Origin of the sequence: Archangium lansingense (assembly GCF_026626635.1) — a bacterium.
GTDB lineage: Bacteria > Myxococcota > Myxococcia > Myxococcales > Myxococcaceae > Archangium > Archangium lansingense.
This window is the reverse complement of record NZ_JAPNKA010000001.1, coordinates 8,843,441-8,857,135: the sequence shown is the minus strand read 5'-3', so window position 1 is coordinate 8,857,135 and position 13,695 is coordinate 8,843,441. Positions and strand designations below refer to the sequence as shown.

Genomic DNA, 13,695 nt, shown 5'->3' with positions numbered 1-13,695 from the left:
TCACTGGTCGGGTGTTGTTCCCGCCTGGAATCCCGTCTGGATGCGTAGCTCCGACAGCGCACTCAGCAGCCACTGGCGAAGGCTGTTGGTGTGAGGAAGATGGCGAATGCTCCGTTCGGTCTCGTCCAGCAAGCGCCGGGCCTCACGATTGTCATGCTGCGGGTGCCGCTGACACCATCGCGCATACAGACAAGCAATGTGGTAGCGGCGCTCGACGTTCGAGTAGCCCAGACGATGAATGCGCCGCAGCGTGCGCCCGAAGACCGGCCATGGGCAATCGTGGCCGTATGCTTCGGTGAAGATCGCCTCGGCGATCCGCCGTCGAACTTCCTGCCGTTCGTACGCTGTTGTCACGACTGAGCGCAGCAGATGCCGCTCCAGTGCCGTGAACCTGGATTCCAATGTCTCGAAGGAGTCGTCGAAGGAGGCAACAAGCGTTTGCTCCAGCGCTCGTGCTACCTCCGCAAAGCGGCGTTCAGAGCTGTTAGACACCTTCCTCATCGACAGGGTCTTCCGTCCCAAAGTCTGTCCGGCCAGACACCATTGTTCTGCATGCATGCGTCCTTGCAGGGCCAACAGAGGCTGTGGCCCCTCGTTTCACTTGGGATGCTCTGGATGTGAGATCGAGGCACGTGTCAAACTCCTTGTTACACCGCTTTCTGACCTCCTGGGGTGACAGGCACTCCTTGATCTGACTTTCCCCCGAGAGCCGGTCCTCCTCGGTGCATCGTGTCGTCAGTGTCAGAGCGGCAGCGGCCACCAGGATGGAGCGGATCGGTGCAGGCCTTCTGATGTGCATCAGACGCCTCATGCCTTCCTCCTGCGGAAGCGCCCATCCTGCTGCGCGAGCGATTCTCTCTTCGCTGGCGACGAGTCTCGAACAGATAGCGTCCGAGTCTCAATCAGCGGGTTTCCCGCTGGCTATCATGCGTGGGGTGGCCAACAACCTCCCGTTCCAGAGGGCAGCGGCATGGGGATGACTCGAAGAAAGCTCCTCGGGTGCCTGGGCCTCGCGACACCATTGCTCACCCTCACGGGGGGAGTTGCCCTCTGGAAGTCCCGAACGGAACGCAGGCCTCCGGGTTCCGGGTCGTCCATCTCCAGCGCGTTGCAGCACACCCGGCTCGCCGCCCAGGCGGCCGTCGAGGGGGAACTGAAGCGCGCGCGCGAGGAATCCACAGCGGCCCTGGCTGAAGTCTCGGGCCATGCTTCAGCGCTCTTTGTTCTCGCGTGCATCGCACTGGAGGCGGGTGACTACCGCGATGCACAGGACGTCATTGCCCGGCTGGAAGCCATGGCTCCCGGGCATCTGGAGCTGCGGATTTTGGAGCGGCTCCTGGCGAATCAGCGACGTGCCGCACCGGCAGGGTGGGGGCAGGCCTTTCTCGAAGCCTGGACAGAGCTGGGTCGCCCCGACCTGCAAGAGAGTGCCTTGTTGCCGGAGTTCATACCTTCGGCCCTCGATGAACCAGCGCTCGAGAGCGCATGGAACAGTGCCCCCTCTTCACGTGAGCGTCTCACTCTGGCGCTGCTCTTCCCGAATCCCTCCGAGACGCATGCCCGTTGGGTCCTCCAGCACGTGCCGGAGATCGACGATTCTTCGTTGCTCGTTGCGGCGTAAGCCTCCGATCCAGCCCAGGTAGTGGAGGTGCTGGAGGGGTCGCAGAGTGCGCGGCGCGATGACGACGAACACAGCGACGACAAAGACGGAGCCGGCGTGGTTGGAAGCAGCGCGGCAGCCGAGGTGGACCCCGGAGGTAGCAGCAGAGGTGGTGCGAGCGTGGGAGGCGGAAGGAGGTACGCAGTCGGCCTTCATGCGCAAGTACGGGTTACCGCGCGAGAGGCTGCGCTTCTGGACGCGCAGGCGAGAGGGAAAGGAGGGAGCGCGGACGGCCATGGCCTTCGTGCCCGTGGAGGTGGCGCCCGCCGAGCGGAGTGAGGTGGGGCGGGAGCAGGGGGAGGCGGTGCAGGTGGAGGTGGGCGGGGTGAGAGTGAGAGTGGATGCGAGAGCCAGCCAGGAGTTGGTGGCGCGGGTGCTGCGGGCGGTGAAGGAGGTGCAGGGGTGCTGAGGCTACCGGAGGGGGTGAGAATCTGGGTGGCGACGCAGCCGTGCGACATGCGCAAGCAGGCCGACGGGCTGAGCGCGCTGGTGCAGGGCAGTCTTGGGCAGCAGCCGAAGTCGGGCCACCTCTTCGTCTTCTTCTCGAGGAGAAGGGATTTCGTGCGCATTCTCTTCTGGGACGCCAACGGCTACTGCACCGTGAGCAAGAGACTGGAGGCGGGGCGCTTTCGGGTGCCGGCGCCCGTAGAGGGCCAGGCCGCGGTGCACCTGGAAGCGCGGCAGCTCGCGGAGTTGCTGTCGCTGGTGGAGGCCAGCAGCGCGGTACGGCGAGGCGAGGTGCATTGAGTCCGCGCTTGCGCGCCCGGCCCCACTTCGTGCATAGGCACGGTGCGCATGACTTTTCCCGTCACCATTGAAGAAGAGAGGGGCCAGCAGGAAGAAGCCCAGCCGACCGCCTTCGAGGCGGACGACATGGAGGCGGTGCGCGCCTACATGCTGCAACTGCTGATGGAGGGCCGCGGCGAGCAGGCCGTTGAGATGTTGTTGGGCCTGTTGGGTCGGCTGCGCGAGGAGCACAGCTCCACGACGGTGCGACTCCAGCAGGCGCTGCGGCAGCTGTACGGGCGGCGCAGTGAGAAGACTCCCGCCAGTCAGCTCCAACTCCTGCTGTCATTGTTCACCCAGCAGCAGTCCGCCGAGCCAGAGGCCGTGCCCGCCACCGTCGACGGTGCACAGGCAGCCGCCCCAGCGGCCCCGCCGGCCGACGCGCCGAAGAAGACGCCCAGACGCGCGCCCCTCCGCGGCGCCCAGGCCCTGCCCGCGCACCTGGAGAGGCGCGAGGTGCTGGTGCAACCCGCGGCCGAGGAGTGCGTCTGCCCGGGTTGCGGTGAGCAGAGGCAGCCCATGGGCGAGGAGGTAAGCCAGCGACTGGAATTGGAGCCGGCGCGCTTCTACGTGCGGGTGGAGAAGCGCCCGAAGCTCGGGTGCCAGCGCTGCAAGGAGGGGGTGGCCGCCGCGCCCGCCGGTGAGGCGCCATTGCCGGGAGCGCTGCCCGGCCCGGGGTTGCTGGCGCAGCTACTGGTGGGCAAGTACCGCGACGGGCTGCCCCTGCACCGCCAGCAGGCCATTTTCGACAAACGCCACGGGGTGAGGCTGCCCGCCTCCACTCTGGGCGACTGGGTGGCGGGGGCCAGTGACTTGCTGGCGCCCGTGGTGGCGCTGCTCAAGCAGCGCACGCTGGCGGACGCCTTGCTGCACACCGACGACACCGGGGTGCGCGTGCTGGACAGGGACGACGCCCGCGGCATCAAGCGCGGACACCTCTGGCCGTACGTGGGAGTGGGCGGCAACGTCTTCGTGGAGTACACCCCCGATTGGAGTGGCACGGGCCCCCAAGGGGTGCTGGCCGACTTCCGGGGCTACCTGGTGGTGGACGGCTACAAGGGCTACCAGTCCCTCTTCGGCCCCACCTCTCCACGCATTGAGGTGGGCTGTTGGATGCACGCCCGGCGTGGCTTCGAGCGCGCATACGTGGCCGGAGACGCTCGCGGCGGCACGGTGCTCACGCTCGTGCAGAAGCTGTACGCCGTGGAGCGGCAGGCCCAGGACGCGGGGCTCTCCGCCGAGGCACGCCTTTGCCTGCGCCTCGAGCACAGCCGCCCCGTCTACGAGGAACTCTTCGGCTTGCTGGAGGAGTGGGCCCCGCACGTGCCCGCCAAGACGCCGCTGGGCAAGGCCATTGCTTACGCGCGCAACCGCTACCTCCCCCTGGGCCGCTTCCTCGAGGACGGACGCCTTCCGGTGGACAACGGCGAGGTGGAGCGCCTCATCAAGCTCATTGTCCTCGGACGCAAGAACTGGCTCTTCCTGGGCAGCGATGCCGCTGGCCACCGGGCCGCCAGTGTCTACTCCCTCGTGCTCAGCTGCTACCGGCTGGGCATGGACCCGTGGGCCTACTTCCGCGACGTGCTGCCCAAGCTCGGCGACACCCGCTTCCCCGCCTCCCGCCTCGCGGAGCTCCTCCCCGAGTCGTGGGCCCAGCAGCAGGCTCAGCAGCGATAGGCTTGTCGACGCGCCATCCATCACGCGGCCACCGTGCCATGCTCCTCGGTGGCCGACACCATGGGCTGGACCGGAGGCTTACGTTGCGGCGTTCGATCTGTTGCGCGATCAGCGGCTCGCGGTGACCGTCCGGAAGGAGGCCGTGCCGGTGCTGCGCCAGCGTTTCACTCAGCTCGCCGGGTCCTACCCCCAGGCCATGCGGCTTCGCTTGTTCCACCTCCTGGCGGGAACCGAGCGGGATGAATCGCTCGATCCCCAGGAACTGGACCAGCTCGAAGCCATCTCAGTGCTCCCCACCTGGAAGGAGGACTCCTTCACCCGGCCATTCCTGGAGTCACGGCGAGGCTTGAAGGAGATGGCGGTGCCCGGCTCCGGGGGTGCTGCCTTCGCGATAGCGGAGCGGGCTCTCGGCCATCGCGGTGTGAGCCTGCTGCTCAGGCGTGCCGCAGCCACCCGGGAGCGGCTCTCCGAGGACGAGCGCCGCAGGATGGGGCGCATGCTCTGGCGCATCGGGAGCCAACTCACCGAGCAGTCCTCGCTGCTGGAGCACACGATGGTGGCGTCCGGGGCCGGGAGCCTGCTGCATGGCCGCAACCAACGGGAGGCCTTCGCGCGCGAGGACGAAATGCACGCGGCCGTCATGACTTCTCTCCGGGCCGCGCTCGACCGGTGGCCGCTGCGCTCGCTTTCGGAGCAACTGCTGGAATCACGGGCGCGCAGCGAGGTGACCTGGCTGCGCGCCTTCGTGGGCAAGGGCGCGCTCCCGTGAAGGACGCGCTCAGCTCGCGACGCGGTTGGGCACCTTGCCCGGCGTGAAGCCGGCCCAGAGCGCGTTCTCCGCGTTCTCCATGTCCTCGACCTTCTTGCGGATGCGCTGCCACTCCGCGTCCGGAATGCGCAGGAAGGCCTCGGACAGCTCCGGGTCGAACTGCGTGCCCGAGCAGCGCTTGATCTCATCGCGCGCCACGGACATCGGCCGGCCCTTGCGGTACGGGCGGTCCGAGGTGATGGCGTCCACCGTGTCCGCGATGGCGAAGATGCGCGCGCCGATCACGATGTCCTTGCCCTTGAGCCCCTGCGGGTAGCCCTTGCCGTCCCACCGCTCCTGGTGGTGCAGCACGATCAGCGACGCCTCGTGCAGGTAGGGCATCTTCGCCAGAATCTTGTACCCGTACTCGGGATGCTTGCGCATCTCCACCCACTCCTCGGGGGAGAGCGGTCCGGGCTTGAGCAGGATGGTGTCGCTCACGCCGATCTTCCCGATGTCGTGCAGCAGCGCTCCCTGCTCCACCACCTCGAGCTGCGTGGGCGTCAGGCCAATCTCCTCGCCAATGCGGCGCGAGTAGAGCGACACGCGGCGCGAGTGCCACTGCGTCTCGGTATCGCGGTAGTCCAGCGCGCTGATGAGCCCGTCCAGCAGGCCGTTGGTGCGCTCCACCACCATGCGCTCGAGGTCGCGGTTGATCGTCGTCAGCTCCGCGTTCTTCTCAGCCACCTCTCGCGTGAGCCGCTCGTTGGACTCCACCAGCTTGAAGTGCTCGAAGGCCTGCCGCACGGCACTGGTCAGCTCACTGAGCGACCAGGGCTTGCCCAGCAGACGGAACACCTCTCCCCTGTTGACCGCCTCGGACGCCGTACGGAAGTCCGCCGCCGCAGTGAGCATCAGGCGCACCGCACGCGGGTTCTTCTCGCGCAGCGTCCGCAGGAGCTCCACGCCGTTGAGCAACGGCATCATGAAGTCCGTCAGCACCACCTGGAAGCCTTCTTCCTTGGCGGCCTGGGCAGGATCCGTGTGGGTGACGACCTCGTAGCCCTCCGACTGGAGGATCCGCGACAGCGCGGCCAGAATGAGGGGATCGTCATCCACCACCAGGATGCGGTCCATGAACACAGCCTCCCAACCCTTCGTAATAGGGACGGACGTTGAAGAAACCGGGCCGTTATACACGGCTTCGCGCCCAAAGGTCACACCCGCTAGGTGTGGGCTTGCACTCTTGCTCGGTTTACAACCCCTCGTAACCTCTGTTCTTTCTGGAAGGGTGGGGTCTGCCGGGCTCACGAGCCGCTTGCCTGTCCGGCTGGGGGTGGTCTATGGTGCGCCCATTGCTGCATTGTGGTGTAACTCCTTGATTTTTGGAGAGTTCTCCGATGCCTAGAGCCTCCGCAGGGCCGGTCCCGGTGGTGGTCATGGGGTTGGGATTCATCGGGCAGGAGATCGCCAGAGCGGCCCAGCTCTCACCTGAGGTGGAGCTGATCGGCGCGGTGGATGCCAATCCCCAGTTGGTGGGGCGCCCCTTGGCGGAGGTGCTCGGGGGTCCCGGACCGAAGGTGAAGGTGGTCAGCTCGCTGGAGGCGGCGGTGGGCCGGCGCAAGGGCGCCGTGCTGCTGCATGCCACGGGCTCGCGGCTCGAGCAGGTGATGGAGCAGCTGCTCGACGCGCTCAAGCTGGGCCTGCCGGTGGTCTCCACCTGTGAGGAGCTGGCCTTTCCCTTCCTCAAGTACCCCGAGATGGCCGAGAAGCTGGAGCGCGCGGCGCAAGCCGCCGGCGTGGCGGTGCTCGGCACCGGCGTCAACCCGGGCTTCGTGATGGATCGCCTGGTGGCGGTGGCGGGCCAGGCGTGCGGCCCGGTGCGCCATGCCACGGTGACGCGCGTGGTGGACGCGCGCACCCGGCGCGAAGCCCTGCAGCGCAAGGTGGGCGCGGGCCTGTCCGAGGACGAGTTCTTCGCCCTGGTGGACAAGGATCAGATGGGGCACGTGGGGCTGGTGGAGAGCGCGGCCCTGTGCGCGCTGGGGCTCGGCATGGACTGCGACGACTTCGAAGAGGAGATCGTCCCCGTCTTCGCCGAGGAGGACATCCTGGATGGTGCCTTCCCTGTGAAGAAGGGCCGGGTGGCGGGAATCTTCCAGTCCGCGGTGGGTCTGGAGGAAGGGCAGGAGCGGGTCCGGTTGGAGCTCACCATCGCGGTGGGGGCTGACAATCCGGGAGATCGCATCGAGATTGAGTCGGACCCGAAGCTGGTGCTGGAGATTCGCGGGGGCGTGCCCGGTGACCGGGCCACCGCCAACACGCTGGTGAACGCTGCCCCGCGCGTGACGGCTGCTGAAGCCGGTCTCTTGACCGTGCTCGAGCTACCGGCCGGTCGTTGAAGGCAAAAGGGAGAGGGACATGCTGGACAAGAACGCGATCGGCCGGGCCTCCCCGCCGTTCCTGAACGAGGTGGAGAAGGGCGCCATCCGGCGCTTCGCCGAGTCCCTCGGCGATTACAACCCCATCTATTACGACGAGGAGTATGCGCGGGCCTCGGGTTACCCCACCGTGGTGGCCCCGCCTACCTTCCCCGCGTCCTTCAGCTCGGCGGCGGACTTGCGCGAGCTGTTGGGGGTGGGCATCAAGAGTCTGCTGCACGCCGAGCAGTCCTTCGAGTACGAGCGCCCCATCTTCTCCGGCGACCGCATCTTCGTCGCCACCCGGGTCGCGGACGTGCTCGAGCGCACGGGCCCGGCCGGCAAGATGGATGTCGCCGTCATCGAGGATGAGGGGCGGGACGAGGAGGGCAACCTCGTGTTCCGCGCCCGCCGGACGCTCATCGTCCGCGCCGCCAAGGAGAATCCGTAATGCCCGCGCGCAAGCTCTATTTCGAAGGCATCCGCGTCGGCGACGAGCTGCCGGCGTTGGCCAAGGCCCCCATCGATCGCGTCCAGCTCTCTCGCTACGCCGGCGCCTCGGGCGACTTCAATCCCGTCCACGTGGACGAGGTGTACGCCAAGAGCGTGGGCATGCCCTCCGTGTATGCCCCGGGCATGCTCGTCATGGGCATGCTGGGCCAGCTCATCAGCGACTGGGCCCGCGGCGGTCAGCTGCGGCGCTACAACGTGCGCTTCATCAAGATGGTGTGGCCCGGTGACACCGTCGTCTGCAAGGGCCGCGTGAGCGACCGGCACGGCGAGGGTGGCCGCTACTTCGTCGAGGTGGAGCTGTGGGCGGAGAACCAGCGCGGTGAGCTGGTGATGAAGGGCAACTCCGCCATCCAGCTCTTCTACTCGCTGGAGGACGAGAACCGGCAGCGCGCTGGCCAGTCCCCCATCGTCGTCGAAGTGCCGCGCGAGAGCCTCCTCCAGGCCTCCGCCGCCCAGACGTCCGATGGCTCCGAGGAGGACGACGAGCGCAGGTCCGCCAGCATGTCCGGCAAGAAGACCACCGGCTCCAAGCCGGCTGCCAAGCTGGCCACCGCGCCCGCTGCCTCTCAGGCCTCGGCGGCCGCGAAGAAGGCCAAGAAGTAGGTCTTTCTCCCCCAATCCCTCCCTTGGGCGGCGAGCAACCCCTCGCCGCTCTTACGCAAGGCGTCACTTTTGATTGATTCGGAAGTCAATCGGGATTGACTCTCGAATCAACCGACGTAACCTTTGCGTGTCCCAATTGGGGCCGCGGACCGTCGATTCTGGCGGCCGTGAGCCCACCAACGTACGGGAGGGGCCATGTCCGCCGGCATCAACACCTACAAGACCGATCTTCGGGAAATCTTCTTCACGCTCTTCGAGCAGTTCGGCTTCGGCCAGGTCGCGGGGCAGGCCCCGTTCGATGCGTGGGGGCCGGACGAGGCGCGGGCCGTCCTCCAGGAGACGTACCGCTTCGCCCGGGAGGTCCTCGGGCCCCTCAACTCCACGGGAGACCGTGAGGGCTGCCGGCTGGAGAACGGCGCGGTCATCACCCCCAAGGGCTTCAAGGACGCGTGGAAGAAGCTCTACGAGCAGGGCTTCAAGACGGTGGCGGTGAGCCCGGACCACGGCGGCCAGGGCGGCCCCATCATGCTCCAGGTGCTCATCGAGGAGATCCTCTCGGGCGCCAACTCGGCCTTCAACATGTACCCGGGCCTGGCCTTCGGCGCGGCGGAGCTGATCGCCGAGTGCGGCACGCCGGAGCAGAAGAAGCTGTACGTGGAGCGCATGCTCAACGGCACCTGGGGCGGCACCATGTGCCTCACCGAGCCGCATGCCGGCTCGGACGTGGGCGCGGCCAAGTCCACCGCGCGCAAGAACGCGGACGGCACCTACAGCATCCGCGGCACGAAGATCTTCATCTCGGGCGGTGACCACGACCTGGCGGAGAACGTCATCCACCTGGTGCTGGCGCGCATCGATGGCGCTGCGCCGGGCACCAAGGGCCTGTCGCTCTTCATCGTGCCGAAGATCCGCGTGAAGGCGGACGGCAGCCTGGCGGGTGGCAACGACGTCTCGGTGGGCTCCATCGAGCACAAGATGGGCATCAAGGCGTCTGCCACATGTGTGCTGAACTTCGGCGAGAATGACGGCTGTGTGGGCGAGCTGGTGGGCGGCATCGAGAACGTCGGCATGAGCCAGATGTTCAAGATGATGAACGGCGCGCGCATCGCGGTGGGCATCCAGGGTGTGTCGCTGGCGAGCGCGGCCTACTTCAACGCGCTGGAGTACTCGAAGGACCGCAAGCAGGGCGCGCACCTGAGCAAGTGGAAGGATCCGTCGGCGCCGCGCGTGGCCATCATCGAGCACCCGGACGTACGCCGCATGCTGCTGGAGATGAAGGCGCACGTGGAGGGCATCCGCGCGCTCATCGTCAAGCTGGCCATGCACACGGACAAGGCGCACATGCTGGCGGGCAAGGACGATGACCAGGCGGCCTACCACCGCGGGCAGGTGGAGCTGCTGACTCCGCTGGTGAAGTCGTACGCGTCGGACCAGGCGTTCCGGCTGTGCGCGCAGGCCATCCAGGTGTACGGCGGCGCCGGCTACTGCCAGGACTACCCGGTGGAGCAGTACACGCGCGACTCGAAGATCTTCTCCATCTACGAGGGCACCAACCACATCCAGGCGATGGATTTGGTGGGCCGCAAGATGGGGCAGTCGGGCGGTGCGAACTTCCAGCAGTTCATGGCGGACGTGGGCGGGTTCATCGAGGCCAACCGCGAGCACAAGGTGTACGGCGACGCGGTGAAGCTGCTGGCGGCGGCGCAGGAGGGCGTGATGGCGAGCGCCATGGCCGTGCTGGGCTGGTCGCAGGATCCGGCGAAGATGACGCTCATCCCGCTGTCGGCCAACCGCTTCCTGAACATGATGTCGGAGCTGGCGGTGGGCTGGCTGCTGCTGGACGCGGCCATCATCGCCGAGCGCGTGGGTGAGAAGGCCACGGGCGACGAGAAGGCCTTCTACGAGGGCAAGAAGTGGAGCGCGCTGTGGTACGCGCGCAACGTGCTGCCCAACGTGGAGCAGGCGGCGCGGACGCTGGCGCTCGAGGACACCTCGTCGGTGGAGATCTCCAACATCGCCTTCGGCAGCATCTGACGTCGAAGCCCGAGGTGCTCCTGGCCCTCGCTCCCTCCCTCTCCCACTGGGAGGGGGTCGGGGTGCGGGGCTCGGGAGCCCGGGGTGAACACTTCCAGTGCGTCTCCGGGGTTCCTGAGGGAGAATCCCGTCTTCCGTGCTCAACCGCGCTGGAGACCGATGGCCACCAGGAAGACCCGAAAGAAGAGCAGTCGTCCCTCCCGTGGGCCCCGCGCAGTGGCCCCCGTGCCTCTCGCGGGTACGCTCCCCCCGGCCAAGCCCAAGGATTCGTCCCAGCTCCAGGAACTGCGCCGGAAGATCGATGCCGTGGACCAGCGCCTGGTTCGGCTCCTGAACGAGCGGGCCAGCCTCGTCGTGGAGGTGGGCAAGACCAAGCGCGTCGAGGGCACTCCCATCTACGCGCCGCACCGCGAGGCCGAGGTGCTGCGCAAGGTCCTGGCGTCCAACAAGGGACCCCTGAGTGACCGCGCCATGGAGGGCATCTACCGCGAGCTGATGAGCGGCTCCTTCGCGCTCGAGCAGCCGCTGCGGATTGGCTACCTGGGCCCGCCTGGCTCCAACTCGCACGCCGCCGCCGTCAAGCAGTTTGCCTCCTCCGTGGACTACGAGGACTTGCGGGAGATTGGCGGTGTGTTCACCGAGGTGAGTCGCGGGCACGTCAACTACGGGCTCGTGCCCATCGAGAACTCGGTGGGCGGCGGCATCGTGGAGACGCTCGATGCCTTCAAGGCCAACGCCCATCAGATCTCCATCTACGGCGAGGTGCAGCTCTCCGTTCACCACGCCCTGCTGGCCAACTGCCAGCCCAGCCAGGTCCGGCGCATCCACTCCAAGCCGGAGATCTTCCAGCAGTGTCGCCACTGGCTGAGCACCCAGTACCCCGGCGTCGAGCTCATGCCCGCGGCCAGCAGCTCGCGCGCCGCGCAGATCGCCGCCGAGGAGTGCCGCAAGGCCCTGGAGATCGGTGCCGAGCCCGGCTCGGCTGCCATCGGCTCGGCGCTCGCCGGGCAGCTCTACGGGCTCAACGTCCTCTTCCCTCGCATCGAGGACGACCCGAACAACATCACCCGCTTCGTCATCATCGCCCGGCAGCACGCCCGGCCGACCGGCGATGACAAGACGTCGATCATGTTCACCACCGACGACAAGCCCGGCGCGCTGGTGGAGGTGCTCGGTGCGTTCCAGTCCGCCGGCATCAACCTCTCGCACATCGACAAGCGGCCACGGGGCCGGGAGCGGTGGACGTATACGTTCTTCGTCGATGCGCTCGGCCACCGGGAGGACCCGGCCATGATCAGCGCCGTCGAGCAGGCCCAGACCCACTGCCGTGAGCTTTTCGTCCTCGGCAGCTATCCGCGCTCGCGCCGTATCCTCTGAGCTGTCGAGCGCCTGTCACTCCCGCCCCTGAGCACGGGAGGGAGTGGCAGGCGGTCTCCGGCGATGTTAGGTGTGCCTCATGAGCGAGATCGTGACGATCAGGGTGTGGTCGGACTTCGTCTGACCGTGGTGCTACGTCGGCCTCGTGGAGGTCGAGAAGCTGAAGAAGGAGTACGACGTCCAGGTGGACTGGCGTCCATTCTTCCTGCGCCCGGAGACGCCGCCAGAGGGGTTGCCCCTGCCGGCCTACGTGCGCGAGCGGATGAAGGACCCGAACAATCCACTCAAACGTCGAGCGGCCGCGGCTGGGTTGAAGATGGTGGAGCGCGACGTCATCCCCTCGACGCGGCGCGCGCACCAGGCGGCGGAGTTCGCCCGGGACCAGGGAAGGCTCGAGCCGTTCCATGCGGCGCTGCTGCGGCGCTATTGGAGCGAGGGGCAGGACCTGTGGCAGTGGGACACGCTCCGAGGTGCGGCGCAGGAGGCCGGACTGGACCCCGAGGTGATGCATCGGGCGGTGGAAGAGGGCCGCTACCGTCAGGTGGTCGAGGACGCCGTCCGCGAGGCGCAGGAGATGGGCATTCAGGCTGTGCCTACCTTCATTCTCGCTGACCGCTTCGCCCTGCAGGGCGCCCAGGAGTACGCCGTCTTCCAGCAGGCGATGGCGCGCCTGGGCATCAAGCCGCGCGCACCGCATCTGGGTTGAAATTTCCGCCCGTCTGGCAACTCTCTCGGGAGTTGCCGCGCCGGGGTAGAATGGGCTCGCCATGCTCTTCGGAAAGAAAGAGCCGCCCACTCGCTCGGAAATCATCACCGAGGCTGATGTCGCTCGGTCCAAGGGCAAGCTGAAGAAAGCGATCGCCGGGTACCGCAAGGCGCTAGAGATGGAGCCGAAGGATCCGGCCGTCCACGTGAAGCTGGCACCGCTGCTGGCTCGCGTGAATGAGGCCGAGGCCTCGCTCCAGAGCTTCCGCACGGCGGCTCAGGGGCACCTCGACAAGGGGTTCGCGGACAAGGCGCTGGCCGTCTACACGCAGGCGGCGGAGACGTTCCCCACGCAGGTGAACCTCTGGCAGCAGGTGGCGCAGATGAACCTCGCGAAGGGACGCCGCGCGGACGCGGTGAAGATGTTCCTGCGCGGCCGGCTCCTCCTGCGCGGCAAGGACGAGCGCCGGGAGGCCATCGCCCTGCTGAAGGAGGCGCTCGCGCTGGAGCCCACGCTCTTCGATCCGAGATTGGACCTGGCGCTGCTGCTGTCCCGGCAGTATCTGCCGGCCGAGGCGATGGCGTTGCTCGACCCGATGGTGAAGGAGCTGAAGGGTGCACAGCTCCGGCAGGTGCGTTGGACGATGTTCCGGGTCTCTCCGAGCCTGGGCGCGCTGTGGCGATGGCTGCGCAACGCGCCCGCGGGAGGCTAGGGCTTCTACCGCGAGTCGCGCACGCCGATGGCGAGCTGGCCGAGCCCAACGCTCTTGGCCATCTCCATCACCAGCACCACGGTGCCGTGGGGGACGCCCTCGTCGGCCTGGACGATGACGATGGTGTCCGGGTTCTCCTGCTGGGCCTTGGCGAAGGCGCGCTTGAGCTCGTCCTCGCTGACCACGTTGCCACCCAGCACGAAGCGCCCGTCCACGAGCACGGCCACGGACAGGTCGGTGGCGCGCGCCGTGACGTCGGTGGTGCCGCCCTTGGGCAGGTTCACCTTGAGGCCCGTCTGCGCGCCGCCCGGGGCCTGCTGCACGATGACCGAGCTCGTCACCATGAAGATGATGAGGAGCACGAGGAAGATGTCGGTCAGCGGAGTGATGTTGATCTCCGCGAAGCCGACGTCCTCGCCGTTGCCGTCGGGATCTCCTGGAGTCTTGCCCATCGCCATG

14 protein-coding genes and 1 pseudogene are annotated in these 13,695 nt (G+C 67.4%); 12 read left to right on the top strand and 3 right to left on the bottom strand.

Annotated elements, in window-relative coordinates; translation table 11 throughout:
* Window positions 1–576 (bottom strand): hypothetical protein, encoded by a 576-nt coding sequence (locus OV287_RS34995; RefSeq protein ID WP_267538380.1) that lies wholly within the window; start codon window positions 574–576, stop codon window positions 1–3.
* A gap of 532 nt (window positions 577–1,108) precedes the next feature.
* On the opposite strand from OV287_RS34995, the gene OV287_RS34990 reads away from it, so the two are divergent.
* From OV287_RS34990 to OV287_RS34970, 5 genes are all read left to right on the top strand, one after another.
* Window positions 1,109–1,621 (top strand): tetratricopeptide repeat protein, encoded by a 513-nt coding sequence (locus OV287_RS34990; RefSeq protein ID WP_267538379.1) that lies wholly within the window; start codon window positions 1,109–1,111, stop codon window positions 1,619–1,621.
* Between the two features lie 58 nt (window positions 1,622–1,679).
* Entirely contained in the window at window positions 1,680–2,069 is a 390-nt protein-coding gene (tnpA, locus tag OV287_RS34985; RefSeq protein WP_267533913.1) for an IS66 family insertion sequence element accessory protein TnpA, read from the top strand.
* Window positions 2,070–2,095: 26 nt separating this feature from the next.
* The gene (gene tnpB, locus OV287_RS34980) at window positions 2,096–2,407 is read left to right on the top strand and encodes an IS66 family insertion sequence element accessory protein TnpB (protein WP_267533914.1); all 312 of its coding nucleotides are present in this window, start codon (window positions 2,096–2,098) and stop codon (window positions 2,405–2,407) included.
* Window positions 2,408–2,455: 48 nt separating this feature from the next.
* A complete protein-coding gene (gene tnpC / locus OV287_RS34975) occupies window positions 2,456–4,123 on the top strand; it encodes an IS66 family transposase (RefSeq protein WP_267533915.1) in 1,668 nt (555 codons plus the stop codon).
* A gap of 121 nt (window positions 4,124–4,244) precedes the next feature.
* On the top strand, window positions 4,245–4,892 hold the full coding sequence (locus tag OV287_RS34970) for a hypothetical protein (RefSeq protein ID WP_267538378.1): 648 nt from the start codon (window positions 4,245–4,247) through the stop codon (window positions 4,890–4,892).
* Between the two features lie 9 nt (window positions 4,893–4,901).
* Here the strand turns inward: OV287_RS34970 and OV287_RS34965 are convergent, their stop codons facing one another.
* The gene (locus OV287_RS34965; protein WP_267538377.1) at window positions 4,902–6,008 is read right to left on the bottom strand and encodes an HD domain-containing phosphohydrolase; all 1,107 of its coding nucleotides are present in this window, start codon (window positions 6,006–6,008) and stop codon (window positions 4,902–4,904) included.
* 263 nt (window positions 6,009–6,271) lie between these two features.
* Between OV287_RS34965 and OV287_RS34960 the strand changes: the two genes are divergently transcribed.
* From OV287_RS34960 to OV287_RS34930, 7 genes and pseudogenes are all read left to right on the top strand, one after another.
* On the top strand, window positions 6,272–7,273 hold the full coding sequence (locus OV287_RS34960) for an NAD(P)H-dependent amine dehydrogenase family protein (RefSeq protein ID WP_267538376.1): 1,002 nt from the start codon (window positions 6,272–6,274) through the stop codon (window positions 7,271–7,273).
* Between the two features lie 19 nt (window positions 7,274–7,292).
* Complete coding sequence (locus OV287_RS34955; RefSeq protein WP_267538375.1) at window positions 7,293–7,742, top strand: MaoC family dehydratase N-terminal domain-containing protein; 450 nt, start codon at window positions 7,293–7,295, stop codon at window positions 7,740–7,742.
* The gene (locus OV287_RS34950) at window positions 7,742–8,407 is read left to right on the top strand and encodes a MaoC family dehydratase (protein WP_267538374.1); all 666 of its coding nucleotides are present in this window, start codon (window positions 7,742–7,744) and stop codon (window positions 8,405–8,407) included. Before OV287_RS34955 ends, OV287_RS34950 begins: the two co-directional genes overlap by 1 nt.
* A 195-nt stretch (window positions 8,408–8,602) precedes the next feature.
* Window positions 8,603–10,441, top strand: a complete 1,839-nt coding sequence (locus OV287_RS34945; RefSeq protein ID WP_267538373.1) for an acyl-CoA dehydrogenase — start codon at window positions 8,603–8,605, stop codon at window positions 10,439–10,441.
* A gap of 225 nt (window positions 10,442–10,666) precedes the next feature.
* Window positions 10,667–11,818, top strand: a complete 1,152-nt coding sequence (gene pheA, locus OV287_RS34940) for a prephenate dehydratase (protein WP_267538372.1) — start codon at window positions 10,667–10,669, stop codon at window positions 11,816–11,818.
* Between the two features lie 136 nt (window positions 11,819–11,954).
* Window positions 11,955–12,524, top strand: a pseudogene (locus OV287_RS34935) (DsbA family oxidoreductase); the annotation flags it as partial.
* 61 nt (window positions 12,525–12,585) lie between these two features.
* Complete coding sequence (locus tag OV287_RS34930) at window positions 12,586–13,236, top strand: tetratricopeptide repeat protein (protein WP_267538371.1); 651 nt, start codon at window positions 12,586–12,588, stop codon at window positions 13,234–13,236.
* 5 nt (window positions 13,237–13,241) lie between these two features.
* Here OV287_RS34930 and OV287_RS34925 read toward each other — a convergent pair whose 3' ends face one another.
* Window positions 13,242–13,694: an ExbD/TolR family protein gene (locus tag OV287_RS34925; RefSeq protein WP_267538370.1), complete on the bottom strand. Its 453-nt coding sequence runs from the start codon at window positions 13,692–13,694 to the stop codon at window positions 13,242–13,244.
* Window position 13,695: the final 1 nt, after the last annotated feature.

What these genes read in the sequence shown, in the direction of transcription:
- tnpA (WP_267533913.1), top strand. Translation starts at nt 1,680, where the DNA reads ATGACGACGAACACAGCGACGACAAAGACGGAGCCGGCGTGGTTGGAA.
- tnpC (WP_267533915.1), top strand. Translation starts at nt 2,456, where the DNA reads ATGACTTTTCCCGTCACCATTGAAGAAGAGAGGGGCCAGCAGGAAGAA.
- OV287_RS34965 (WP_267538377.1), bottom strand. Translation starts at nt 6,008, where the DNA reads ATGGACCGCATCCTGGTGGTGGATGACGATCCCCTCATTCTGGCCGCG.
- OV287_RS34960 (WP_267538376.1), top strand. Translation starts at nt 6,272, where the DNA reads ATGCCTAGAGCCTCCGCAGGGCCGGTCCCGGTGGTGGTCATGGGGTTG.
- OV287_RS34955 (WP_267538375.1), top strand. Translation starts at nt 7,293, where the DNA reads ATGCTGGACAAGAACGCGATCGGCCGGGCCTCCCCGCCGTTCCTGAAC.
- OV287_RS34950 (WP_267538374.1), top strand. Translation starts at nt 7,742, where the DNA reads ATGCCCGCGCGCAAGCTCTATTTCGAAGGCATCCGCGTCGGCGACGAG.
- OV287_RS34945 (WP_267538373.1), top strand. Translation starts at nt 8,603, where the DNA reads ATGTCCGCCGGCATCAACACCTACAAGACCGATCTTCGGGAAATCTTC.
- OV287_RS34930 (WP_267538371.1), top strand. Translation starts at nt 12,586, where the DNA reads ATGCTCTTCGGAAAGAAAGAGCCGCCCACTCGCTCGGAAATCATCACC.
- OV287_RS34925 (WP_267538370.1), bottom strand. Translation starts at nt 13,694, where the DNA reads ATGGCGATGGGCAAGACTCCAGGAGATCCCGACGGCAACGGCGAGGAC.